Here is a 23,723-nt window from a genome sequence, read left to right as displayed (position 1 = left end):
CGCAGCATAGCGGCTGGGGGTGGTGGGCAGATGCCCCGGCGTTTGGCCGGAATCGTTACGTTCCTGCGGTCACGCGGCGTTCAGAATAGGGTTTGATGAACCTTCCCGCCGGGCGGTCGCTGACTGCCATGTTCACCGCCTCCGAGGTCGAGGCGCAGACCGGTGTGCCCGCCACGACCCTGCGGCAGTGGGAGCGCCGCTACGGCTTCCCGCGCCCCGAACGCAGCGCGAACGGGTACCGGCTGTACTCCCCACACGACGTCGCCGCCATTCAGCGCATGCAGGCGCACCTGAACGCCGGGGTGCCCGCCAGCCGCGCCGCCGAACTCACGCAGCGGGACCTCGACGCCGTGCCCGACGAGCCCGAAGCCCGGGACGCCGCCGAGTGGTCCCGGCAGCTCACGCAGGCCCTGATCGGCTCGGACATGGATCAGGCGGGCGCCGTGCTGGGGCAGGTGCACTCGCAGCTGCCCGTCGAGGACGTCCTGACGCACGTGATCTCCCCCACCCTGGCCGACATCGGGGCGCGCTGGGAGCGGGGCGAGATCACGGTCGCGCACGAGCATCAGGCCAGCGCGTTCCTGCGGGCGCGCCTGTCGCACCTGATGGACGTGGCGGGCGTGCAGGAGGGCTTCGGGCCGCTCGTCGTGGCCGCCTGCGCGCCCGGCGAGGAACACGAACTCGGCCTGATGATGCTGACCCTGGCCCTGCGGCGCCGGGGCGTGCGGGTCGCGTACTTGGGCGCGAACGTCCCGCTGGGCGATCTGGCGGTCTTCACGCGGCAGCAGGGCGCGCGGGCAGTGCTGCTGGCCCTGAACGGCGACTGGGCGCTCGGGCCGACCCGCGAGCATCTGCGCGACCTGGACGGCCTGGGCGTGCCGCTGTTCGTGGGTGGCGCGCTGGCCAACGCCCGCCCGGAACTGGCCGAGGAGTTCGGCGGCCTGTACGCCGGGCCGGACGCCCCACGTGCCGCGCAGCTGATCGCCGCGCACCTGCACCGCCCCCAGGGAGGCACCTCATGAAGATCTTGGTCACCGGAGCCAGCGGCTTCGTCGGGAAAGCGGTCGTGAAACAACTCGTGCAGGACGGCCATGACGTCTGGGCCGGGAGTCGCCGGGGCGAGGCGGTGGGCGGCGCGCGCGGCGTGAAGCTGGACGTGACCGATCCGGGCAGCGTGCAGCGCGCCGCCGGTCAGGCCGACCCGGACGTCGTCGTGCATCTGGTGGGCATCATCGCGGAAGCTGGGGACCAGACGTTCGAGCGGGTGCATGTCGAGGGCACCCGCAACGTTCTGGCCGCCACGCCGCGCGGCGCGCGTTACGTGCACATGAGTGCCCTGGGCGCCCGCGAGGACAGCGGCAGCCGGTACTCCAGCAGCAAGGCGCGCGCCGAGGCGCTCGTGCGGGCCAGCGGGCTGGACTGGACGATCTTCCAGCCCAGCCTGATCTTCGGCGTCGGGGACGACTTCTTCGGGCGGGTGCTGCGGGAACTCGTGTCCACAGCGCCAGTCGTGCCGCAGCTCGGGGACGGGTCGTTCCCGTTCCGGCCGGTCAGCGTGCAGGACGTCGCGCAGGCCTTCGCGCGCGCCGCCGGCAGCCGCACCGGCCTGCACGGCACGTTCGCCCTGACCGGCCCGGAGGAATTCACGTTCCGGCAGCTGCTGGACCTGGAACTCGGGGCGCTCGGGAAACGCAAACCCATCGTGCCGGTGCCGCTGCCGCTGATGAACCTCGCCGTGCCGCTGATGCAGGTGCTGCCCAAGCCCCCCATCACCCGCGACCAGTACGCGATGCTCAAGGAGGGCAACACCGCGCCGAACGAACCGGCCCGCAGCACCTTCGACCTGCCGATGCTGCGCCTGCAGGATCACCTGCCGCAGATCGTGCAGGCCGCCCTGAAGAAGTAACCCGCGCCGAACCGTGCGCCCCGCCGCTCAGCCCGGCGGGGCGCGCCCTTTGCCCCTGGGTCAGCTCAGGGTGCGGGGCAGATCCTGCAGGGCGATCACGTCCAGGGTCGGCGTGCCCTGCCGGAACGCGGCGAGGTACCCGGCGACGGTGCCGCCCGCCCGCTCGACCAGCCGCGCGAGGGCCTGCGCGGTGCCGCCACTGGCGACGACGTCCTGCACGATGGTCACGCGCTTGCCGTTCAGGCGCTCGGCGTGCGGGCCGTCCAGCCAGAGGGTCTCGGCGACGCCCAGGGTCATGCTGGGCACGTCCTGAATCAGGGGCTGCTGCATGTACGTGCGGCGTTTCTTGCGGGCGCACACGTACGGCAGGCCGGAGCGGTCGCTCAGTTCGTGCGTCAGCGGCAGGGCGTTCGTGACGACGGTCAGCAGGACCTCAGTGCCGTCAGGGATCAGGGCGACCATCTCCTGCGCGACAGCCTTGGTGAACTCGCTGTCCCCGATGAATTCCACCAGGGGCACGCGGCCCATGCCGCCCGCGCGGACGGTGGGGAGGGTGCGGCTCACGTCGCCGATGGTGACGGTCAGTTCCTGCGGGGCTGTGGTCATGGCTCAGGCTAACGCACGTTCGTCAGCTGAGGTCAGGAGAGCAGGACGCCAGAGGGAAACCCCCTCCGCGTGGGAGGGGGCCTTGAGGGGAGCGATTACTTGAAGAGGGGCAGGTGGCCCAGCGCGGTCACTTCGGGGCGTTCCTGCCCCTCGGTGAACACGGCGACGACCGCCGCGACTTCCCCGCCGACTTCCTCGATGATCTGACGGATGGAGTGCAGGGTGCCGCCGCTGGAGACCACGTCGTCCACGATGGCGACCTTGCGGCCCTTGATCTTCTGCACGTCGAAACCGTCGAGGACCAGCAGCTGGGGCTTGCCGGTGGTGATGCTCACGACCTCGCGGGCGACCGGGTCGACCATGTAGGGCTTCTGGGTCTTGCGGATGACGATGTACGGCTTGCCGCTTTCCCGGCTGATGACGTGCGCGAGGCTCAGCGCCTTGACTTCGGGCGTGACGAGCACGTCGATGTCGGCGGGGAGTTTCTGCGCAAGCTCGCGTCCGGCTTCCTCGGTGACGTCGGTGTCGCCCAGCATGTTGAACAGGGCGACCTTGACATCCGGGGAGACCGGCACGATGGGCAGGTCGCGGGTCACGCGACCGATCTGAACCTTGAACGTGTCCACTTGACGCAGTGTAACGCGCGGCGGCGTGGGCGGGGTGACCCGGCCCCTGTCCGTACAGTAGGGGGGTGAAGACAGGGTGGCGGGGCGGGGTGATGGCAGGGGTACTGGCGGCACTGCTGGGCGCGGGGCAGGCGGGCGCGGTTGCGGCGGAGCCGTTCGGGATCGAGGTGCGGTTCCTGGGGGCGCCGCTGGGGGCCGCGCCGCGCTCGGCGGTGAACGAGGCGGCGCGGCGGGTGTCGGCGCTGATCGCGTCGCCGTTCGAACCGGTGCGGGTGGACGTCCCGGCGGGCGAGTGCGACCGGGGGCTGCCCGCGCTGCGCGGCCGCCTGACGCGGCTGGTGGTGTTCGTCCGCGTGAAGCGGCTGGATGACGATCTGTACGCGACCGGGATGCCCTGCGACCTGCATGACGGGTCGTTCCTACCGATCTACGGCGTGGTGGACCTGAACAGCGCGGGGCTGTCGGATCTGCCGCGCACGGACGTGCTGGACACGATGATCCATGAGTTCCTGCATGTGCTGGGCGTGGGGACGCTGTGGGAGCGGGACGCGCGGGTGTCGGTGAGTGGCGAGCAGGATGACCGGGTGTTCCTGAAGCGGCAGGGGAAGACCACGCTGTACGTGGCGCCCCGGGCCGTGGCGGCGTTCCGGGCGCTGGGCGGCCGGGGCGCGGGCATTCCCCTGGATCCGGACCTGGGTCACTGGGCGGGCGAGGCGGTGTGTTCGGAGGTGCTGTCCGGCTCGTCCGGGGAGTACACGGGGCGGCTCAATCCGGTGAGTCCGCTGACACTGGGCGCGCTGGAGGATCTGGGGTACCGGGTGCAGGGGGGAAGGGCCGCGCCGTTCCGGCTGCCGGTGGGGGCCTGCCCGGTGCAGGCGGACCCGCCCGCCGTGCCTGCCGGGGGCTTCGCGAGTTGCGCGGCGGCACGGGCGGCGGGAGCGGCGCTGCCGCTGCGGCGGGGGCAGCTGGGCTACCGGCCGGGCCTGGACGGGGACGGGGATGGACTGGCCTGCGAGCGTTGACGGGTCGTGTGTGGGCTGTCCGGACAGGTGTGGGGAGCTGTCTGGATAGTTGACTTGTTTTGTCGCCCATAAAGGTTTACCTTTTTTGTCAATGATTGCCTCCGCCCCCACCCGCACGCCCGCGCGCACCGACCTGAGTGCGCTGAAGTTCAATCAGGTCACGGTGGTCTTCGTGACCCTGCTGGCCGTGATCCTGACCGTCCCGGCGCTGACGCTGGTGCTGGGCGCGGCCATGCTGATCGGGGCCGTCACGCCCGACCTCTCCCCCATGCGCGCCGCGTACCGCCTGCTGGGACCCGCCCTGGGCCTGAGGCCCGAGGTCGTCGAGGAGGACCCCCGCGCGCACCACTTCGCGCAGGGCGTGGGCGGCAGCTTCCTGCTGGCCTCCGCGAGCTTGACACTGGCGGGTCTCCCCATCGTCGGGGCGGCGCTGGGCGTGATCGTGATCGCCCTGGCCGCTTTGAACCTCTCCCGGAAGATCTGCGTGGGGTGCGTGATGTACTTCCAGTACCGCCGCCTCCGTTACCAGCTCCTCAAGCGCTAAGGACCCATCATGAGTGACATCGAAGCCCTGAAGAAAGCCGTACCGCCCTTCCAGATTTTCGACCTGATCCCCCAGTACGCCGAGCAGGGATTCATCGACCCCGAGCGGATCGACCTGCTCAAGTGGGCCGGGGTGTACCCGCAGCGCCCCCAGGAGGACGGCTTCCTGATGATGCGCGTCCGCGTCCCCGCCGCCGAGTTTTCCAGCGCGACCATGCGCGAGGTGGCGAACATCGCCGAGGAGTACGGCCGGGGCTTCCTGGACGTCACGGACCGGCAGGCGTTCCAGTTCCACTGGCTGACCATAGGTGACATCCCCCGCATCTTCGAGCGGCTGGAACCACTGGGCCTGCACCCCAAGGGTGCCTGCGGCGACACCGTGCGCGCCGTGATCGCCAGCCCCCTGGCGGGCCTGGACGCCCGCGAGATCATCGACGTGCGCCCCCTGGCCCACGCCATGGAAGGCACCCTGACCGGCAACCCTGATTTCCAGGACCTGCCGCGCAAGTTCAAGATGAGCATCACGGCGGTGCCGGAGCTGGAAGGCATCCACATGATCAACGACATCGGCTTCCTCGCGCACCGCGTGAACGGTGAGGTCGGCTTCGACGTGTGGGTGGGCGGCGGCCTGGGCGCCGTGGCGCACCTGTCCAGGCGCCTGGGCGTGTTCATCCGCCCCGAGGAGGTCGTGGAGGTGGGGCAGGCCATCACCGCCGCGTACCGCGACCACGGCTACCGTCAGAACCGCAAGAAGAGCCGCCTGAAGTTCCTGATCAAGGACCTGGGCGTGGAGAAGTTCCGCGAGATCGTCGAGAACGACTACCTGGGCCGCAGGTTGCAGGACGGCCCCGCCGCGCCCGTCGCGCGGTTCGGCGGCAATGACGTGCTGGGCGTTCAGCCGCAGGCGGACGGCCTGAACTACGTGGTCGTGGCGACCACCGTGGGCCGCATCGACCCCACCAAGGCCCGCGTCCTGGCCGATCTGGCCGACCGCTATGGCAAGGGCGTGCTGCGCACCACCGCGTTCCAGAACATGGTGATCCCCCACGTCGCCACCGGGGACGTCGAGGCCCTGAGCGCCGAACTGGCCGCGATCAACCTCGCGCCGAAGGCGACCATCCGGGGCACGACCATCGCCTGCACCGGCAACCAGTTCTGCCGCCTCGCGCTGACCGAGACGAAGGCCCGCACCGCCGCGCTGGTCGATCACCTCGAACCCCTGACGCTGGCGATGGACGTGCCGTTCACGATCAACCTGACCGGGTGCAGCAACGCCTGCACGCGCTATCAGGTGGCTGACCTGGGCTTCATGGGCGCCAACAAGACCGACAAGGACGGCACCGTGCACGAGGTGTACAACGTGCACCTGGCCGGGAGCATCGGGCAGGCACAGCGGACCGGCACGAAACTGAAGGGCGCGGTGCCCGCCGAACGCCTGAACGAGTACGCGGCGGCCGTGCTGGCCGAGTTCCAGGCGAACAAGCAGCCGGGCGAGAGCTTCGTGGAGTACGCCGACCGTATCGGGCACGAGCACTTCGCGCCGGACGCCGTGCTGGGCGCGCGCGAGGCGGTCACCGCATGACCGCCGTGGCCGAGCAGCAGGCCGTCGGGACGGGCCGCGTGGTGTGGCTGACCGGCCTGAGCGGCGCGGGCAAGAGCACCCTGGCGAGCGCCCTGCACGAGGAACTCCTGGCGCGTGGCGTGGCCGTGGAACTGCTGGACGGCGACGCGGTGCGCGAGAACCTCAGCAAGGGCCTGGGCTTCTCGAAGGCCGACCGGGACACGAACGTGCGCCGCATCGGCTTCGTGGCTGGCCTGCTCGCCAAACATGGCGTGACAGTCCTCGTCAGTGCGATCAGCCCCTACGCCGATACGCGCCGCGAGGTGCTGTCCGGCCTGCCGAACGCGCTGGAGGTCTTCGTGGACGCCCCGCTGGACGTCGTGACGGCGCGGGACGTGAAGGGCCTGTACCTGAAGGCCATCGCCGGGGAGATCCCGCACTTCACCGGGGTCAGCGACCCCTACGAGGCGCCCGAGAACCCCGACCTGCACCTGCGCACCGACCGAATCAGCGTCGAGGACGGCGTGCGGCAGCTGCTGGAGAAACTGGGCGTATGACCACCACCTCGCCCCGACCCGACTTCACGCCCGCCAGCGACCCGCTGGACGTGATCCGCTGGACGCTGGAAACGCACCCGGACGTCCCGATGCCCAGCGCGTTCAACCTGAACGGCGTGGTGCTGCTCGATCTGGCCGTGAAGGCCGGGTACCGGGGCGAGGTGGTGTTCGTGGACACCGGGTACCACTTCCCCGAGACGCTGGCGACCCGCGACCGACTGGCCGCCCGCTACCCGGAACTGACGTTCGTGACCCTGAACGACGGCGCGAGTCCCGAGGACGGGCAGACCGACCCCGCGCTGTATGCCAGCGATCCGGACGCCTGCTGCGCCGTGCGGAAGGTCGCGCCCCTGCAGGCATATCTGCGCCAGCGGGCCCCGTCGGCGCTGCTGAACGCCCGCAGCCGCGATCAGGCGAGCACCCGCGCGGACATTCCGTTCGTCGAGGACGGCGCGCGCGTGAAGGTGAACCCGCTGGCCCACTGGACGCGCGAGAGGCTGGAAACCTACGCACGCGAGCAGGACCTGCCGGTGAACCCGCTGTACTGGGACGGGTTCCTGAGCGTCGGGTGCTGGACCTGCACGCGTGCCGTGCGCCCCGGCGAGGACGCCCGCGCGGGCCGCTGGGCTGGCATGGGCAAGACCGAGTGTGGCCTGTGGGCCGGGGACGGGAAGTTGTGATGCGCCGCTGTTGACCTTGCCCGTCATACCTGCCGCCGCCCGAGTTCCGAGCGGCTTTTCCTGCCCCGAATAGTTGAGTCTTTTCATCAAGAGGTCCGACCCATGACGATCCTGCTCCCCACCACCTCCACCCTCCCCACCCCCCTCGGCGGCACCCTGGTCAATGGCGTGCGCCGCGCCGGCCACGACTTCGACCCGGCGGAACTCGCCGCGCTGCCGCGCCTGAACATCAGCGAGCGCACCCTGGCCGACCTGGAGATGCTCGCCACCGGCGCGTACTCCCCCCTGACCGGCTTCGTGAACGAGGCGGACTACCTCTCGGTCATCGAGCGGCTGCGCCTCGCGGACGGCACGCCCTGGAGCATCCCGATCACGCTGCCCGTGAGCGCCGAGCACGCCGGGCTGCGCGGGCGCGTGGTCCTGAGCTTCGAGGGTCAGGACGTGGGCTGGGTGGACGTGCAGGAGGCGTTTGCGGCCCGCAAGGCCTGGGAGGCGCGCGAGGTGTACCGCACCGAGGACGAGACGCACCCCGGCGTGGCGGCGCTGTACGCGCAGGGTGACTTCAACCTGGCCGGGCCGGTCGCGCTGTTCGAGATTCCCCGTGGGCACTTCCCCCGCCACCACCGCACGCCCGCCGAGGTGCGCGAGGTGATCGAGGCGCGCGGCTGGCGTTCCACGGTGGCGTTCCAGACGCGCAACCCCATCCACCGCGCGCACGAGTACCTGCAGAAGGTGGCGCTGGAACTCGTGGACGGGCTGCTGCTGCACCCGCTGGTGGGGACCACCAAGGGCGACGACGTGCCCGCCGCCACCCGCGTGCAGGCGTACGAGGTGCTGCTGGAGGGGTACTACCCGCAGGCCCGCACGCTGCTCAGCGTGTACCCGGCCGCGATGCGTTACGCCGGGCCGCGCGAGGCGATCCTACACGCCCTGTCCCGGCGCAACTACGGCGTGACGCACTTCATCGTGGGCCGCGACCACGCGGGTGTCGGCAGCTACTACGGCACGTACGACGCGCAGGAGATCTTCAGCGCGTACTCGCCAGAGGAACTGGGCATCCAGATCCTGAAGTTCGAGCACACCTTCTACTGCAACTCGTGCGGTCAGCTCGTCAGCCCCCGCACCTGCCCGCACGACGGCTCGCACCACCTCGTGCTGAGCGGCACGAAGGTCCGCGAGAAGCTGCGCGCCGGGGAGAACCTGCCTGCCGAGTTCACCCGGCCCGAGGTGGCCGAGGTGCTCCGCGCCGCGTACGCCGACAAGGCGTAAGCCCCGAGCTGAAGGAAACCTGAAGAGACGGTGGGCACCGTCACACGCGCGCGCCCGCCGTCCCGCTTGAAATGCAGCATTCCACCCCGGAGGGCCCATGACCCGATTGATCAGACCGACCCTGCTGACGCTGACCCTGCTGACCACCGCCGCCGCCCAGGACGCCCAGACCGTGCGCCTGGGCTTCTTCCCCAACCTCACGCACGCGCCCGCCCTGGTGGGCTTGGAACGCGGCACCTTCCAGAAAGCCCTGAGTCAAGTCGGATCGGGCAAGGTGAAGCTGGACGCCAAGGAGTTCGTGTCCGGCACCACCCTGACCGAGGCGTTCGCCGCCGGGCAGATCGACATCGCCTACGTGGGCCCGGGCCCGGCCATCAACGCCGCCGGGCGCGGCATGCCCGTGCAGTTCCTGGCCGGGGCCAGCGAGGCGGGCGCGGTGCTCGTCGTGCGTAAGGACAGCGGCATCAAGTCGTACAAGGACCTGGCCGGGAAGATCGTCGCGGTGCCCAGCCTGGGGAACACGCAGGACATCAGCCTTCGCCACATCCTGAACGAGAACAGCCTGAAGCCCAGGGCGGACGGCGGGAACGTCACCATCACACCTATCGCGCCCGCCGACGTACTGGCCGCCTTCGCCGCCAAACGCGTGGACGCCACGCTGGTGCCCGAACCCTGGGGCGCGGCCCTGGAAGCGCAGGGGCACAAGGTCATCGGCAGTGAGAAGACCGTCTGGCGGGACGGGAAGTACCCCACGACCGTCGTGATCGTGAACGCGAAGTTCGCGCAGGCCAACCCGCAGATCGTCACGGCGTTCCTGAAGGCGCACACCGACGCCGTGGCGTTCATCAACAAGAGCCCAGTGGCCGCGCAGACCGCCGTGAACAACCAGCTGCTGAAAGCGACGGGCACGAAACTCGACCCGCGCGTGCTTCAGCGGGCCTTCGCGCGCACGCGGTTCACGACCAGCCTCGACCTGGCCGCGCTGACCGAGTACGCCAAGCTGAACGTGGAAGCCGGGTACGCCCGCAGCGCGCCGGACCTCGCGCCGTTCATCCGCAAGTGACTCCGGGGAGGAAGATATGACCGCCCTCTCCCCTGACATGCAACCCACCCGCGCCGCGCGGGGCCAGAGCCACTGGCAGACCCTGGTCACGCAGCTCGTGGGCCTGATCGTCATCCTGGGCGCGTGGTGGCTGGTCACCGACGTGCTCAAGCTGTACCCGCCGTACGTGTTCCCCGGCCCGAAAGCCGTGTGGACCGAGATCAGCTACGGCCTATGGGGCACCGGCCCGCAGGACGGCAAGCTGCTGTCCGCCATCGGCGGGAGCCTGCGCCGCGTCCTGACCGGGTACGTGATCGCCGTGCTGCTGGGCGTCGTCGTGGGCCTGCTGATGGGCGCGTGGCGGCCGCTGCGGACCACGCTGGGCGCGTACCTGACCGGCATCCAGAGCGTGCCGAGCATCGCGTTCGTGCCCTTCGCGATTCTGTTCCTGGGCCTGAACGAACGCGCCGTGCTGTTCGTCGTCATCCTGGAAGGCTTCATCCCGGTGGCGCTGGCGGTGTCCGGCGCGCTGCTGAACGTCCCCCCGGCGCTGCGCGTGGCGGGCCGCACCCTGGGCGCGGGCTCGCTGGGCCTGATGCTGCGGGTGCTGCTGCCCGCCAGCGTGCCCAGCATCCTGACCGGGCTGCGGACCGCCTGGAGTTTCTCCTGGCGCGCCCTGGTCGGTGGGGAACTCCTGATCGCCGGAGCGGCCAGCCTGGGCGAGCAGCTGGAAATCGGGCGGAACACCGCGAACGTGGCGCTGGTCCTGGCGACGATCATCATCATCGGCGTGATCGGCGGGCTGTTCGACTCGCTGCTGCGCGCCGCCGAGGGCCGCGTCCGGCGTGACTACGGCCTGGAGGTGCCACAATGACCACCACGATGAACCGCGCCGCCACCGCCCCCCTGGCCGCCGAACGTGGCGGCGCGCCCCTGAACCTGGACGGCGTGACGTACCACTACCAGGGCCGCCGCGCGGCAGGCGCAGGTGTCGGCCCGCTGAACCTGGACGTGCCGGGCGGGGAGTTCCTGTGCGTGGTCGGCCCGTCCGGCAGCGGCAAGAGCACCCTGCTGAGCCTCCTGGCGGGCTTCCTGAAACCCCAGCGCGGCCAGATCAGTCTGGGCGGCGAGGTCGTGCGCGGCCCGCACCCCCGCCTGACCCTGGTGCAGCAGGAGGCCGCGCTGTTCCCCTGGCTGACCGTCTCCGGGAACGTCGCCTTCGGCCTGCGCGGCGTGCCCCGCGCCGAACGGGACGCGCGCGTGCAGGACGCGCTGCGGCAGGTGGGCCTGGACGGCTACGGCCCGCGCCGTCCGCACGAACTCAGCGGCGGGCAGCGCCAGCGCGTCGCCCTGGCCCGCGCCCTGGTCACCCGCCCGGGCCTGCTGCTGCTCGACGAGCCGTTCAGCGCCCTGGACCACGCGACCCGCACCACCCTGGCCGACGAACTGCTGACCCTCTGGCGGCAGTCCGGCGTGACCGTCGTGTTCGTCACGCACCAGCTGGAAGAAGCGCTGCACCTGGGCCAGCGGGTCGTGGCCCTGCGCGGCGGTCAGGTGGCGCTGGACGCCCCCGCCGCGCAGACGAGCGTGGACGACCTGAAACGCCTGCTGGGCGAGTAGGCCCCGCAGCCTCCGGGCGGCCCCCTCTGCACCCGGCAGTGGGGGCCGCCTCCGTCCCGTCCGGGGGTCGCGTAAGCAGCACCGGGGTCAGTGGCAGTCGCGGCCGGTCAGGCCGCACTCGGGGCGCGGCGTGAAGGGCGCGGCGAGGACCGCCTGACCGAGCGTCCAGGCCGTGCGGGCGGCGTCCTGGACCAGCGCGGGGTCCAGGGTGGTGTCCTGCGGGGTGTGGTAGTGCCCGTCCAGGCCGCGGTGCAGGAACGCGGCGGGAATGCGGACCTCCTTGAACGCGGCGTGGTCGCTCAGGCCGGTGGTGCCCAGGCTCCGGCCGAAAGTCTCGCGGGTGGACTGCGCCTCGTCCTCGAACTCGCGCAGGCCGGGGCGAGCGGCGCGGATCAGGGGCAGCAGGTCCTCGGTGGCGGCGACGCCCAGCGGCTGGGCGCCGACGCCGACCATGTCGAGGTTGATCATGGCGCGGGTCTGTTCCATGGGGTACGCGTACGTCCGGACGAACTGGCGGCTGCCGATCAGGCCGAGTTCCTCGGCGTCGAACAGCGCGAACCACGCCCGCTTCGCGTCCGGGGTGCCTGCCGCGCGCCGCGCGAGGTCCAGGACGGCCAGCACGCCGCTGGCGTTGTCGTTCGCGCCGCTGGCGCCGGGCACGCTGTCCAGGTGCGCGCCGTAGATGACCTGCGCCTGCCCCTCGACCCGCCGGGCGACGAGGTTGGCGGCCTGCACGGTCTGCTCGCCGGTGCGGGTGGTGAACGTGACGGTCTGCCCCAGGTGCGTCTCCAGAGCCGCTCCGGCTTCCCGGTCCAGCACGAGCATGGGCAGGGGCGTGGCGGGCGCGCGGGACAGGGCGGGCGTGACCGGGCAGTCGTCGATGATCGCCACGCCGAACGCGCCCCGGTCGATCAGTGCCGCGGCGAACCGGCCCCAGGGGCGCTCGGGGCAGTGCGTGACGGCCAGTTGCATCTGCAGGTCCAGGGCTTCGAGTTGCGCGTCGCTGGCGTCGCCGGGCACCGCCACGAGGCGACCCTGCTGGTCGAACCCCTGCGAGCCGTACAGGGCGCGGCCCGTGACGTTCAGCCCGCCGGGTCCGGTGACGGTCGCGCCGCCGTCCGTCCAGACGTCCAGCGGGAAGGTGTCGCGGGTGACGTGGTAACCCAGCGCGGTCAAATGTGCCTGCGCCCAGTCCAGGGTGCGGTCGTGTCCGGGCGTGCCGGGCGTGCGCGGCCCGAAGGTCTTCAGGGTGGCCCAGTCGCCCGCGACGCTGCCCTGGCGCGCGGCGGGGTCCAGCGGTGGGTTCACGGGCCGGGTGACCCAGCTGTACCCCCACCAGCCGAGCGCCGCGGCGCCGAGGACGGGCAGGATGATCTTCCACGCGGGAATGGCGGGGCGGGTGGGCAGGGCGCGGGTGCGGGGGGACATGCTGACTCCTTGATACGCCGCCCGGGCGGGCCGGGTTGCCGCAGGTACCGCACCACGGGTCTGGGGTCACGGGGCGCGGGTCACTGCATGCGTTCGGCGTGCCACGCTAGACTGCGGATTGTGAACGTCAGGAACTTCTCGATCATCGCCCATGTGGACCACGGGAAATCCACCCTCGCGGACCGCATTCTGGAGCGGCTGGGGGCCATGTCCGAACGGGACAAGCGCGACCAGACCCTCGACACGCTGGAACTCGAACGCGAGCGCGGCATCACCATCAAGAGCACCCCGGTGCGCCTCACGTACACGCGTGAGGACGGCGAGGAGTACACCTTCAACCTGATCGACACCCCAGGTCACGTGGACTTCAACTACGAGGTCTCACGGTCCCTGGCGGCCTGTGAGGGCGTGCTGCTGCTCGTGGACGCCTCGCAGGGCGTCGAGGCGCAGACGATCGTGAACGCGTACCTCGCCATCGACAGCAACCTGGAGATCGTGCCGGTCATCAACAAGATCGACCTGCCCGCCGCCGACCCGGAAGGCGCCGCGCAGGAACTGGAGGAAGTCATCGGGATTCCCGCGTCGGACGCCGTGTTCGCGTCCGGCAAGGCCGGGATCGGCATTCCCGAGATCCTGGAGGCCATCGTGGAGCGCATCCCCGCGCCCAGCGGTGACCCGGAGGCCCCGCTGAAGGCGCTGATCTTCGACTCGTTCTTCGACGCGTACCAGGGCGTGATCCTGTTCGTGCGGGTGCTGGAAGGCACGCTGAACCCGAAGGATCAGATCCGCCTGATGAACGCCGGGAAGAACTTCGAGGTGGACAAGGTCGGCACGTTCAGCCCCGGTCTGGTCGTGGGGCAGTCCCTCCCGGCGGGCGCGGTCGGCTGGGTCGCGGCGGGGATCAAGGACATCCAGGACGCGCAGGTGGGCGACACCCTGACCGGGCGCGAGCGGCAGACGGCCGAGCCGTTCCCCGGCTTCAAGCCGGCGCAGCCCGTGGTGTTCTCGGGCCTGTACCCGACCGACACCGAGGATTACCGCAAGCTGCGCGACGCGCTGGAGAAGCTGAAGCTGAACGACGCGGCGTTCTCCTTCGAGCCGGAAACGTCCGAGGCGCTGGGCTTCGGGTTCCGCTGCGGCTTCCTGGGCCTGCTGCACGCCGAGATCATCCAGGAGCGCCTGGAACGCGAGTACGACCTGGACCTGATCGCCACGGCGCCCGCCGTGGTGTACCGCGTGACCCTCACGAACGGCGAGGTGTTCGAGACGCAGAACCCGGCCGAGTTCCCCACCCGTGACCGCATCACGACCGTGGAGGAACCGTACATCAAGCTGAGCATCATGCTCCCCGAGGACTACGTGGGGCCGGTCATGCAGCTGCTGCAGGAACGGCGCGGCTCGATGATCACCATGAACTACGTCGGCAAGCGCGTGGAGCTGCTGTACGAGGTGCCGTTCGCGGAGATCCTGTACGACTTCCACGACCGCCTCAAGAGCATCAGCCGCGGGTACGCCAGCATGGACTACGAGCAGCTCGGGTACCGCGAAGGCGACCTGCGCAAGGTCGACATCATGGTGAACAACGAGATCATCGACGCGCTGGCCGTGATCGTGCACGAGACCAAGACCTACGGGCTGGGCCGCAAGATCGTGGACAAGATGGCCGACGTGATCCCCCGGCAGATGTTCCCCGTACCCGTACAGGCCGTGATCGGCGGGAAGATCATCGCGCGCGCCACCGTGAAGGCCTTCCGCAAGGACGTGCTCGCCAAGTGCTACGGCGGCGACATCTCCCGCAAGAAGAAACTGCTGGAAAAGCAGAAGAAGGGCCGCGCCCGCATGAAGCAGTTCGGGACGGTGGAGGTGCCGCAGGAGGCGTTCCTGGCGGTCCTCAGCACCGAGGAATAAGCACCGAGGAATAAGCACCGGGGAATAAGCACCCAGGAACAAGCCGGAAATCCAGCCGGAGGGGAGCCTGCACGTGGGGCGCCCCTCCGGCTGTCACGGTACCTTCACGTGCGCGTTCCCCCCAGGCGGGGGTGCCCATACTTCCCCCATGCGGCGGGGGTGGGGGGATTGACAGGTGCGTGAGGGTTCTGTCAGACGCGGGCGCGTACCCTGAGTTTCATGAGCGCCGGGTCCCGACTGTCCAGCCCTGCCCGCCCACGCGGGTTGCGGGTGCGCACGACCCTGCGCGCGCAGTTCACGCTGGTGATCTTCCTGCTGGCGTTCCTGCCGAACCTCGTGATGACCCTCATGGCGCAGCCCGCGTTGCCCAGCGGCGCGATCATCGCCTGGATGGTGCTCGTGGGCGCCACCTGCGCGCTGGTGGGCTTCGTGCTCAGCGGGGCGCTGCTCACGTCGGTCAGCCGCCTGCGCGCCGAGGTCATGCGCGGCCAGTTCGGCGAGCCGCACCACGACGACCCGCTGGAGATCCTGTCGCTGCGCCAGGCGTTCACGGACCTGCTGGGCCGCCTGAGTACCGAGCAGGCGCGCCGCAACGCGTTCATGGCGACCCTGGTGCACGACCTGAAGACCCCGCTGATCGCCACGGGGCACCTCACGAAGATCATCACGACCATGCCCGTCCCGGACGCCGAACGCCGCACGATGGGCGAGCAGATCCAGGCCGAGACGGCGCGGCTGCTGGGGCTCGTGCAGCAGATGGCCGACGCGCACCGCTTCGAGCAGGAACAGGTGCAGGTGCGCGTCGCCCCGGCCGACCTGCGCGCCCTGCTGGACGAGGTCGCCGCGCGGGTCGCCACGCAGGCGCAGGAGCAGGGCGTGCAGATCCGCGTGTCCGGGCACGGCGTGGCCGCCGCCGACGCGCCCGTCCTGGAACGCGCCGTCACGAACCTCACCGTGAACGCCCTGCGGTACGCCCGCACGCACGTCACGCTGGAGGTCACCCCGTCGGGCCTGACCGTGACCGACGACGGCCCCGGCCTGCCCGCCCCGCTGGACGAACTCGCGCAGCCGTTCAACGCGCAGCCCACCACCATCGCCGGGCAGCAGTACACGTCCGGCACGGCCGGGCTGGGCCTGTTCATCGTGCGGCGCATCGCGCAGGCGCACGGCGGCGACCTGCACTACGACCGCGTGCCCGCCACGCTCCCCGAACACCCACCGGCGCCTCCACCTGACGATCACCCCGCGCCCGACCCCGCTGCCCTGACCCGCTTCACCCTGTCCCTCCCGGAGGTTCAACCATGAGATTAGTCATCGCCGACGACCACCCCCTCTTCCGCATGGGCCTGAAGTACGCCCTGATCCACCAGGGGTTCGACGTGGTCGCCGAGGCCAGCGACGGCCTGGCCGCGCTGGAAGCCTGCCGGGCGCTGCAGCCCGACGCGGCGCTGCTGGACGTGAAGATGCCCGGCATGACCGGCATCGAGGTCTGCGAGCGGCTGCGTCAGAGCAACCCCCGGCTGGTCAGCGTGCTGATCACCACCTTCGCGGAGCCCGCCATCGTGCAGGCCGCGCGGGCCGCCGGAGCGCGCGGGTACGTGAGCAAGGAAACGGACCCGGAGAGCCTCGCGCGGCAGCTGCGGGATATCGTGGCGAACCCCGACATCGACCGCCTGCCGCACGTGGACGTGCCGCGCCTGACGCCGCGCGAGTCCGAGGTGCTGCCCCTGCTGGCCCAGGGCTACAGCAACAAGGAGATCGCCAAGAACCTCGGCGTGAGTCCCGACACCGTCAAGGACCACCTGGCGCGCCTGTACGCGAAACTGGACGCCGGGGACCGCACCGAGGCGGTCAGCCGCGCCCGCAGCATCGGCCTGCTCCACTGAACGTCGCCTGAAACGCGCCGCCTCTCCCCCGCCGGGGGCACGGGGTGGCGCACGTCATGTGTGGCCGGTGAGGGTGCGCGCAGACCCTAGAGTCGCCGCATGAAGACTGCCGCCCTGATCACTGGTGCCGCCCTCCTCCTGAGCGGGACTGCCGCCGCGCAGACCGCACCGACCGGCGTGCAGGTCTGGGGTGGGCTGGGGACCGACGCGTTCATCCTGCCGACCGTCAGCCTGGGCCTGAGCGCGGACGTGGTGCGCCAGCCGCAGATGACCGTCGCGGTGCGTGGCGGCGCCAGCCTGACCCTCCTGCCGCTGCCGGACGCGACCGGTCCGGTGCCCGTGTACAGCGCAGAGGTGCTGCTGCGCGGCAACGAGCCCGGCATGAACCTGTACGGCGGCCCGAGCGTCGGGAACATCGCCGGACTCGCGTGGGTGCTGGGCGGCGTCGCGGGCGTGCAGGGTCCCCTGGGTCAGGGGAACTGGGGCTACTTCGGGGAACTCAAGGCCCGCTACCTGCTGGGCGCGGGCGAGGTCGTACTGCTGCCCGGCGTGAACCTGGGCGTGACCTACCGCTTCTGACCTGTCCGCCGGGCAGGCGAGGCATCCTGGCAATTTCCCGGCTGCTACCCTGCGAAGAGAATGAGGAATCTTAAGCTGTCTTCACGCGCCGCCGCGGCCCTGGCCGGTCTGTTGCTGACCGCCCCGCTGGCCACCGCGCAATCCGCCGCCAACGACGCCAGTACGGCCGAGCGACCCACGGTCTGAGCGGGCCTGGGCCTGGAAACCATCGTGCCGTTCGGCAGTCTGGGTGTGTCCGCCCCGGTGGGCAGGGTCGGCACGCTGACGGTTGCGCCGCGCCTGGGTGTGGACGCCCTGCTGCTGCTGGGGCCGGTCGTGTCGGCCGACGTGCTGTTCAGCGGGGCGGACGTGGGCTTCTACGGTGGGCCGTCCGCCGGGCTGTTCGTGGCGGGTCAGGGGGGCTGGCGGGTCGGGGGGGTCGGCGGGTACCGCAGCCGCACCCGTCCGGATCTGGGCTTCTTCGTGGAGGGGGGGCTGCGGTACACGGTGCTGCGGGACGCCTTCACCGGTTTCGTGGCGCCGCCCCCTGGTCAGCCGTCCGAGCCGCCCCGTGATGTGACGCTGATGTCCCCCAGTCTGCGGCTGGGCGTGACGTACCGCTTCTAAACTTCTCGCCCCGCGCCGGTCGGGCCGCCTGTACCCTGCGGGGTATGAGCGGCCCTTTTCTGCTGTCCGAGCGTGCCCTGAGCCTGAAGCCTTCCGCGACGGTCGCCGTGACCAGCCGCGCGCTGGAGTTGCGGCGGCAGGGCGTGGACGTGATCAGCATGAGCGTGGGCGAGCCGGATTTCGACACGCCGGAGCACGTGAAGGCGGCGGCCATCGCGGCCATCGAGTCGGGGAAGACGAAGTACACGGCGGTGAACGGCATTCCGGAATTGCGCGAGGCGATCAGCGCGAAGTTCGCCCGTGAGAACGGCCTGGAGTACGCGCCGGACTGCGTGACGGTCACGAGTGGCGGGAAGCAGGCGCTGTTCAACGCGTTCTTCGCGCTGCTGAACCCGGGGGACGAGGTGCTGATCCCCGCGCCGTACTGGGTGAGTTACCCGGAGATGGTGGCCCTGACGGGCGCGGTGCCGGTGGCGGTGCCGACCACTCCGGAGTCGGGCTTCCTGCTCGATCCGGACGAACTGGAGGCGCGCGTGACGCCCAGGACGCGGATGATCGTGCTGAACAGCCCGGGGAACCCGACGGGCGCGGTGTTCCCGCCGGAGGTGCTGCGCGCGGTCGCGGCGGTGGCACAGAAGCACAACCTCGTGATCGTGACGGACGAGATGTACGAGCATCTGGTATACGACACCGATCAGGTCAGCATCGGCACCTTCGCGCCCGAGCACACGCTGACGATCAACGGGGCGAGCAAGGCGTACGCGATGACCGGGTGGCGCATCGGGTACGCGGGCGGCCCGAAGGGCGTGATCGCCGCGATGAACGCCCTGCAGTCGCAGAGCACCAGCAACGCGAGCAGCGTGTCGCAGTACGCAACCCTTTCGGCCCTGTCGGATCAGGCGCACACGGCGGCGTTCCTGGACATGGCCCGCGCGGCGTACCGCGAGCGGCGCGACCGGATCGTCTCGGGCCTGAACGGGCTGGGCCTGCGCACGCCCACGCCGCAGGGCGCGTTCTACGTGATGGCCGACACGACGCCCATCCACCCGGACGAGCTGGAGGCCGCGCGGCGCATCCTGGACGACGCGCGGGTGGCGGTCGTGCCGGGCACGGATTTCGCCGCGCCGGGGCAGGTGCGCCTGAGCTACGCGACGAGCATGGCGAACATCGAGGAGGTCCTGCGCCGCATCGGTGGGCTGCTGGGCTGACCCGGTCACGCGGCCGGGAACCGTTTGGCGCGGGGCGTCGTACTGTGGGTTCGTATGACGAATATGCACCCGGGCAGTGACGGCACCTACAGCCTCCGTGACTTCATCGCTCAGACCGCCGAGCGGGACAATCCCGGCGAGGTGTTCGAGCTGGAGAGCAGCAAGATGCTGGAGGTGAAGGTCAACGGCCGCATCTGGAGCAAGCTGGGCGCGATGGTCGCCTACAAGGGCAACCTCTCGTTCACGCGTGAAGGCATGCTCGAGGGCGGCCTGATGAAGGCCCTGAAGCGCGCCGTGTCGCAGGAGATGAGCCCCCTGGCGAAGATCGAGGGGCGCGGCGTGGCGTACCTCGCCGATCAGGGCAAGGAGGTGCAGATCCTGCGCCTGCAGGGCGACGCGCTGAACGTGAACGGCAACGACCTGCTGGCCTTCGAGGACACCGTGCAGTACGACATCACCATGCAGCGCCGCATCGCGGGCATGGCGGCGGGCGGGCTGTTCAGCGTGCGCGTGCAGGGGCACGGCATGGTCGCGATCCTCAGTCACGGCAAGCCGCTGACGCTGCGCGTGACGCCGCAGGAGCCGATCTTCACCGACCCGAACGCCACCATCGCCTGGAGCGGGAACCTGCAGCCGCAGCTGCGGATGGATTCCAGCATGCGCAGCATGTTCGGCCGGGGCGGCGGCGAGACGTACCAGATGGTCTTCCAGGGCGACGGCTTCGTGGTCGTGCAGCCCTACGAGGAGTTCGAGGCCGGGATGCTCGGCGGCGACAGTCACGGCGGCAGCGTCGGCAAGAGCCTGGGCGACCTGTTCGACTGAGCGGGGGGAAGGAGGGAGTGGGCAGTGGGGAGTGGGTCGGCTGGATGACCCGCCCCGTGCCCTGGGGGGAGGCGACGAGGTGTGGTCGTCTCCCCTTCCTGTCGTCGCCCCATGACCGCTCCCGACTGAGCGTGGCGGTTTCCACTCCCCACTTCCCACTCCCCACTTCCCACTCCCCACTTCCCACTCCCTACACCCCACAACCCACCCCCCTGACGGGCTAGACTCGCCCGCGATGAGTCTGGTTGTGATGGCGACGGGGGGCACGGGGGGGCATATCTATCCGGCGGTGGCGACGGCGCGGGAGCTGTCGCGCCGAGGGCATGAGGTGCTGCTGCTGGGGCAGCGTGGGGGGATGGAGGAGCGCGTGTCGCGCGAGCAGGGCCTGCCGTTCGAGGGCGTGGACGCCGGGAAGCTGGCGCGCAGCGGGCAGGGCCGCCCGGACCCGCGGGAGCTGCTGCGGGCCGGGCAGGGCGTGTTGCAGGCCCGTTCGCTGTTGAACCGGCTGAAGCCGGGCGTGGTGGTCGGGTACGGGGGCTTCGCGAGCCTGCCGGGCGTGCTGGCCGCGCAGAGTCTGGGCGTGCCGACGGTGCTGCACGAGCAGAACGCCCGGCTGGGCCTGACGCAGCGGCTGGCGGTGCGCAAGGCGCGCGCGGTGGGCACGGCGTACGAGCGCGTGATCGGCCTGGACGCGAAGCTGGCGACGATGGTGGGCATGCCGGTGCGTGAGGAGCGGCTGCCGCGCGCGGAGGCGCTGGCGCGGCTGGGGCTCCAGGAGGGGCCGCTGACGATCTTCGTGATGGGCGGCTCGCAGGGGTCGCTGTTCCTGAACCAGACGGTGCCGGACGTGCTGCGGCACGTGTTCGGCCCGGAGGGGCTGCTGCCGCCGCCCGCGCCGGGCGTGGTGGATCTGGACTTCACGGGCGCGGGTCGGGGTGGGGTGCAGGTGCTGCACTCGACCGGGCCGCGCTGGCTGTCGGAGGTCGCGCCGGGCGTGCGGGACCTGGAGTGGTATGAGGCAGCCGGGTACGTGGACGCGGTGGCGGCGTGGTCGGTGGCGGATCTCGCGATCACGCGCGCAGGCACGAGCACGCTGGCGGAGGCGGCGTATCACGGGGTGCCGCTGATCATGGTGCCGCTGCCGGAATCGGCGGAGAACCATCAGTTCCATAACGCGCAGGCGGTGCAGGCGGCGGGTGCAGGTGTGGTGGTGGAGCAGCGCAACGCGTCAGAAGCGCTGGGGCGGGCGGTGTTAGAGTGTGCGGCAGCGGGGACGCGCGCCTCGATGAGAGAGGCGGCGCTCGGGCGGGCCCAGACGGGTGCGGCGGGGCGGTTCGCGGACCTGATCGAACGGCACCTGCGTTAGTGGGCCGCACTCTTCCCATGACTGACCTATCCAATGCTGTTTCCCCGCCCGGCGTGGCCGCGGCGTCCGAATCCGTTCCTACCTCTACTCAACTGGGTATAGACGTACAATCGCCACACTCCAATCCGCACGATGACCTCATGAGTCTGGCCGGGTTCCTGCACTATCACCTGATGGGGGTCGGTGGGATCGGCATGAGTGCCTTCGCGCGGCTGCTGTCGGCGCAGGGGCACCGCGTGAGCGGCTGTGACGAGCATGTCACGGAGCTCACGGCACGCCTGTCGCAGGAGGGGATTCCGGTCGCGCCGGAGCACTCGGCGGCGCACGTGACCGACGAGCCCTTCGGACGGATCGATGTCCTCGTGGCATCGGAAGCGGTGCCGAAAGATCATCCGGAACTCGTGGCGGCGCGCGTGGCGGGCGTGGAGATCCGGCCGCGCATGGCGCTGCTGGACGCGCTGCTGCGCGGCGGGACCAGCATCGGCGTGATCGGCACGCACGGCAAGACGACCACGACGAGCATGATCGCCGTGGCGCTGGCGGGGGCCGGGCTGGACCCGTCGGCGTTCGTGGGCGGGATCGTGCCGGAGTTCGGCAGCAACGCCCGCACCGGCAGCGGTCCCTTCGTGGCCGAGGTGGACGAGAGTGACAAGGGCTTCGCGGCGCTGGGGGCGGGCACGGCAGTGTTCACGAACGCCGAGGACGACCACGTGGGCGGCAATCAGGCGACCTACTGGGAGACGGTGGAGGAACAGCACGCGGCGTTCGCGCGCTTCGTGGCGCAGTCGGATCGTGTGCTGCTGTGCGCCGACTGGCCGGGGCTGGACGAGCTGTGCGGGGGCGCCCGTGAGCGCCTGACGTACGGGCAGGCCGAGGGGGCGGACTACCGCGCCGCGAATCTGCGCCCGGACGCGGACGGCACGACCTTCACGGTGCTGCGCCGGGGCGAGCCGCTGGCCGAGGCGCGCGTGGCGCTGCCGGGCCTGCACAACGTCCTGAACGCGCTGGCGGCGCTGGCGGTCGTGGACCTGCACGGCGGGGACGTGCCGCGCGCGGCGGCGGCCCTGGCGGAGTTCCGGGGGCCGGGGCGGCGCTGGCAGCGCATCGGGGAACTGAACGGCGCGCTGGTGATCGACGATTACGCGCACAACGCCACGAAGGTCGCGGCGGCGGTGCAGGCGGCCCGGCAGACGGGGCGGCGCGTGAGGGTGGTGTTCCAGCCTCACCGGTACCTGCGCACGCAGCAGTCCTGGCCGCGCCTCGCGGACGCACTGATGGACGCGGACGAGGTCCTGCTGCTGGACATCGCGGCGGCCAGCGAGCCGCCCATTCCCGGCATCCACGCGACGCTGATCAGCGACCGCATGAGCGCCGGGGGTCACGCGGGCGTGCACTACCTGCCTGACCGCGCCGAGGTGCTGCGCGTGCTGCGCGAGACGGCCGGACCCGGCGACCTGATCGTCACGATGGGCGCGGGCGACGTGTGGAAACTGTCGCGCGAACTGGTGGGGACGCTGTGACCGCCACGTTCAGCCGCACGGGCGCGCGCGTGGAGCGGCTGCCCCTGTCGCGCTTCACGACGCTGGGCGTGGGCGGCGAGGCCGAGGTGTGGTTCGTCGAGACGCACGAGCAGCTGCAGGAAGCCATGGCGCAGCCCTACCGCATCCTGGGGGGCGGCAGCAACCTCGTGATCGCCGACGAGGGCGTCCCGGAACGCGTGATCCGCCTGAGCGGCCCGCTGGCCGAGCGGGACCTGACGCCGGACCCGCACCTGAGCGAGGACCCCTGGGTCGTGACCGGCTGGGTGGGCGGCGGCGTGCCCCTGCCCGGCCTGATCCGGCAGCTGCAGAAGCTGGGCCTGAGCGGCCTGGAGGGCACCGTCGGCATTCCGGCGCAGGTGGGCGGCGCGGTGTGGATGAACGCCGGGACCCGCTACGGCGAGATGTTCGACGGCCTGCACACCCTGGAGATCGTCACGCCCGAAGGGCTGCGGCAGGTCACGCCGGACGACCTGAACTGGGGCTACCGCGACAGCGGTATTCCGCGCAACCACATCGTGACCCGCGTGCGCCTGAAACTGCGCCGCGCCGCGCCCGAAGAGGTCCTGGCGAAGATGGACTTCGCGGATCAGGCCCGCAAGGGCCAGCCGAAGATGAAGACGCCGGGCTGCGCGTTCAAGAACCCGGGCGGCGTGAGCGCCGGGAAGCTGATCGACGAGGCGGGCCTGAAGGGTTCCCGTGTGGGCAACGCACTGATCGCGCCGGAACACGCGAACTTCATCGTGAATCTGGGCGGCGCGACCGCCGCGGACGTGCACGCGCTGCTGGGCCTGATCCGCGAGCGCGTCCCGGTGCCGATGGAACTGGAGTACGAACTGTGGCCCGCGCCGGGGAACGCGTGAGCGGGCCGCAGCGCCCCCTGAACCGCCGCGTGCCGCCCGCATCCTCGCCGACCGGTTCCGGGACCGGCCCTGCTGTTCCGGGTCACG

The 23,723-nt window shown here is 70.9% G+C and carries 24 protein-coding genes and 1 pseudogene; 22 read left to right on the top strand and 3 right to left on the bottom strand.

What is annotated here, in order from left to right; all coding sequences use genetic code 11:
* The first annotated feature begins 95 nt into the window (after window positions 1–95).
* Together DEIGR_RS06880 and DEIGR_RS06875 are read left to right on the top strand one after the other, a co-directional pair.
* Window positions 96–1,022 (top strand): MerR family transcriptional regulator, encoded by a 927-nt coding sequence (locus tag DEIGR_RS06880; RefSeq protein WP_058976301.1) that lies wholly within the window; start codon window positions 96–98, stop codon window positions 1,020–1,022.
* Complete coding sequence (locus DEIGR_RS06875; protein WP_058976300.1) at window positions 1,019–1,906, top strand: complex I NDUFA9 subunit family protein; 888 nt, start codon at window positions 1,019–1,021, stop codon at window positions 1,904–1,906. Before DEIGR_RS06880 ends, DEIGR_RS06875 begins: the two co-directional genes overlap by 4 nt.
* Before the next feature lie 60 nt (window positions 1,907–1,966).
* Here DEIGR_RS06875 and DEIGR_RS06870 read toward each other — a convergent pair whose 3' ends face one another.
* Together DEIGR_RS06870 and DEIGR_RS06865 are read right to left on the bottom strand one after the other, a co-directional pair.
* Window positions 1,967–2,512 carry a phosphoribosyltransferase family protein gene (locus DEIGR_RS06870; protein ID WP_058976299.1) on the bottom strand — a complete coding sequence of 182 codons (546 nt, stop codon included), beginning with the start codon at window positions 2,510–2,512 and terminating at the stop codon, window positions 1,967–1,969.
* Between the two features lie 95 nt (window positions 2,513–2,607).
* A complete protein-coding gene (locus tag DEIGR_RS06865; RefSeq protein ID WP_058976298.1) occupies window positions 2,608–3,138 on the bottom strand; it encodes a phosphoribosyltransferase family protein in 531 nt (176 codons plus the stop codon).
* A 65-nt stretch (window positions 3,139–3,203) separates the two neighbouring features.
* Between DEIGR_RS06865 and DEIGR_RS21265 the strand changes: the two genes are divergently transcribed.
* The 9 genes and pseudogenes from DEIGR_RS21265 to DEIGR_RS06820 all read left to right on the top strand — a co-directional run bounded on the left by DEIGR_RS21265 (window position 3,204) and on the right by DEIGR_RS06820 (window position 11,432).
* Window positions 3,204–4,160, top strand: a complete 957-nt coding sequence (locus DEIGR_RS21265; RefSeq protein WP_236704682.1) for an excalibur calcium-binding domain-containing protein — start codon at window positions 3,204–3,206, stop codon at window positions 4,158–4,160.
* A gap of 91 nt (window positions 4,161–4,251) precedes the next feature.
* Window positions 4,252–4,704: a DUF4395 domain-containing protein gene (locus DEIGR_RS06855; RefSeq protein WP_058976296.1), complete on the top strand. Its 453-nt coding sequence runs from the start codon at window positions 4,252–4,254 to the stop codon at window positions 4,702–4,704.
* Between the two features lie 9 nt (window positions 4,705–4,713).
* Complete coding sequence (locus DEIGR_RS06850; RefSeq protein WP_058976295.1) at window positions 4,714–6,285, top strand: nitrite/sulfite reductase; 1,572 nt, start codon at window positions 4,714–4,716, stop codon at window positions 6,283–6,285.
* Window positions 6,234–6,821 (top strand): annotated as a pseudogene (gene cysC / locus DEIGR_RS06845) (adenylyl-sulfate kinase); the annotation flags it as partial. The gene DEIGR_RS06850 and the pseudogene cysC, both read left to right, overlap by 52 nt.
* Window positions 6,818–7,501, top strand: a complete 684-nt coding sequence (locus tag DEIGR_RS06840) for a phosphoadenylyl-sulfate reductase (protein WP_058976293.1) — start codon at window positions 6,818–6,820, stop codon at window positions 7,499–7,501. The pseudogene cysC and the gene DEIGR_RS06840, both read left to right, overlap by 4 nt.
* A gap of 102 nt (window positions 7,502–7,603) precedes the next feature.
* Window positions 7,604–8,770: a sulfate adenylyltransferase gene (gene sat / locus DEIGR_RS06835; protein WP_058976292.1), complete on the top strand. Its 1,167-nt coding sequence runs from the start codon at window positions 7,604–7,606 to the stop codon at window positions 8,768–8,770.
* A 97-nt stretch (window positions 8,771–8,867) separates the two neighbouring features.
* Window positions 8,868–9,833, top strand: coding sequence for an ABC transporter substrate-binding protein (locus DEIGR_RS06830; RefSeq protein ID WP_058976291.1), 966 nt, complete (start codon window positions 8,868–8,870; stop codon window positions 9,831–9,833).
* A 16-nt stretch (window positions 9,834–9,849) separates the two neighbouring features.
* Window positions 9,850–10,686, top strand: coding sequence for an ABC transporter permease (locus DEIGR_RS06825; RefSeq protein WP_058976290.1), 837 nt, complete (start codon window positions 9,850–9,852; stop codon window positions 10,684–10,686).
* On the top strand, window positions 10,683–11,432 hold the full coding sequence (locus DEIGR_RS06820) for an ABC transporter ATP-binding protein (protein ID WP_058976289.1): 750 nt from the start codon (window positions 10,683–10,685) through the stop codon (window positions 11,430–11,432). Before DEIGR_RS06825 ends, DEIGR_RS06820 begins: the two co-directional genes overlap by 4 nt.
* An 87-nt stretch (window positions 11,433–11,519) precedes the next feature.
* Here DEIGR_RS06820 and DEIGR_RS06815 read toward each other — a convergent pair whose 3' ends face one another.
* Window positions 11,520–12,860 (bottom strand): M28 family peptidase, encoded by a 1,341-nt coding sequence (locus tag DEIGR_RS06815; RefSeq protein ID WP_058976288.1) that lies wholly within the window; start codon window positions 12,858–12,860, stop codon window positions 11,520–11,522.
* Between the two features lie 87 nt (window positions 12,861–12,947).
* Here DEIGR_RS06815 and lepA point away from each other — a divergent pair, with 87 nt between their 5' ends.
* From lepA to DEIGR_RS06765, 11 genes are all read left to right on the top strand, one after another.
* On the top strand, window positions 12,948–14,768 hold the full coding sequence (gene lepA / locus DEIGR_RS06810; RefSeq protein WP_058976287.1) for a translation elongation factor 4: 1,821 nt from the start codon (window positions 12,948–12,950) through the stop codon (window positions 14,766–14,768).
* A gap of 219 nt (window positions 14,769–14,987) precedes the next feature.
* On the top strand, window positions 14,988–16,073 hold the full coding sequence (locus tag DEIGR_RS06805; protein ID WP_058976286.1) for a sensor histidine kinase: 1,086 nt from the start codon (window positions 14,988–14,990) through the stop codon (window positions 16,071–16,073).
* Entirely contained in the window at window positions 16,070–16,654 is a 585-nt protein-coding gene (locus DEIGR_RS06800; protein WP_046842716.1) for a response regulator transcription factor, read from the top strand. The genes DEIGR_RS06805 and DEIGR_RS06800 overlap by 4 nt, the downstream gene beginning before the upstream one ends.
* Before the next feature lie 99 nt (window positions 16,655–16,753).
* A complete protein-coding gene (locus DEIGR_RS06795) occupies window positions 16,754–17,233 on the top strand; it encodes a hypothetical protein (protein ID WP_058976285.1) in 480 nt (159 codons plus the stop codon).
* 60 nt (window positions 17,234–17,293) lie between these two features.
* On the top strand, window positions 17,294–17,419 hold the full coding sequence (locus tag DEIGR_RS21450; RefSeq protein ID WP_269083790.1) for a hypothetical protein: 126 nt from the start codon (window positions 17,294–17,296) through the stop codon (window positions 17,417–17,419).
* Window positions 17,420–17,464: 45 nt separating this feature from the next.
* Window positions 17,465–17,839 carry a hypothetical protein gene (locus tag DEIGR_RS06790; protein WP_160329916.1) on the top strand — a complete coding sequence of 125 codons (375 nt, stop codon included), beginning with the start codon at window positions 17,465–17,467 and terminating at the stop codon, window positions 17,837–17,839.
* A 44-nt stretch (window positions 17,840–17,883) separates the two neighbouring features.
* On the top strand, window positions 17,884–19,047 hold the full coding sequence (locus DEIGR_RS06785) for a pyridoxal phosphate-dependent aminotransferase (RefSeq protein WP_058976283.1): 1,164 nt from the start codon (window positions 17,884–17,886) through the stop codon (window positions 19,045–19,047).
* Between the two features lie 54 nt (window positions 19,048–19,101).
* Window positions 19,102–19,869 carry an AIM24 family protein gene (locus DEIGR_RS06780; protein WP_046842722.1) on the top strand — a complete coding sequence of 256 codons (768 nt, stop codon included), beginning with the start codon at window positions 19,102–19,104 and terminating at the stop codon, window positions 19,867–19,869.
* Window positions 19,870–20,104: 235 nt separating this feature from the next.
* Window positions 20,105–21,235, top strand: a complete 1,131-nt coding sequence (murG, locus tag DEIGR_RS06775; RefSeq protein ID WP_058976282.1) for an undecaprenyldiphospho-muramoylpentapeptide beta-N-acetylglucosaminyltransferase — start codon at window positions 20,105–20,107, stop codon at window positions 21,233–21,235.
* A gap of 140 nt (window positions 21,236–21,375) precedes the next feature.
* Window positions 21,376–22,755, top strand: a complete 1,380-nt coding sequence (gene murC / locus DEIGR_RS06770; RefSeq protein WP_058976281.1) for a UDP-N-acetylmuramate--L-alanine ligase — start codon at window positions 21,376–21,378, stop codon at window positions 22,753–22,755.
* On the top strand, window positions 22,752–23,636 hold the full coding sequence (locus DEIGR_RS06765) for a UDP-N-acetylmuramate dehydrogenase (protein WP_058976280.1): 885 nt from the start codon (window positions 22,752–22,754) through the stop codon (window positions 23,634–23,636). Before murC ends, DEIGR_RS06765 begins: the two co-directional genes overlap by 4 nt.
* Window positions 23,637–23,723: the final 87 nt, after the last annotated feature.

The sequence above is a fragment of the Deinococcus grandis genome, from assembly GCF_001485435.1.
GTDB lineage: Bacteria > Deinococcota > Deinococci > Deinococcales > Deinococcaceae > Deinococcus > Deinococcus grandis.
Note: the sequence above shows the minus strand (reverse complement) of the source record. Positions and strands in the feature narration are given on the sequence as shown.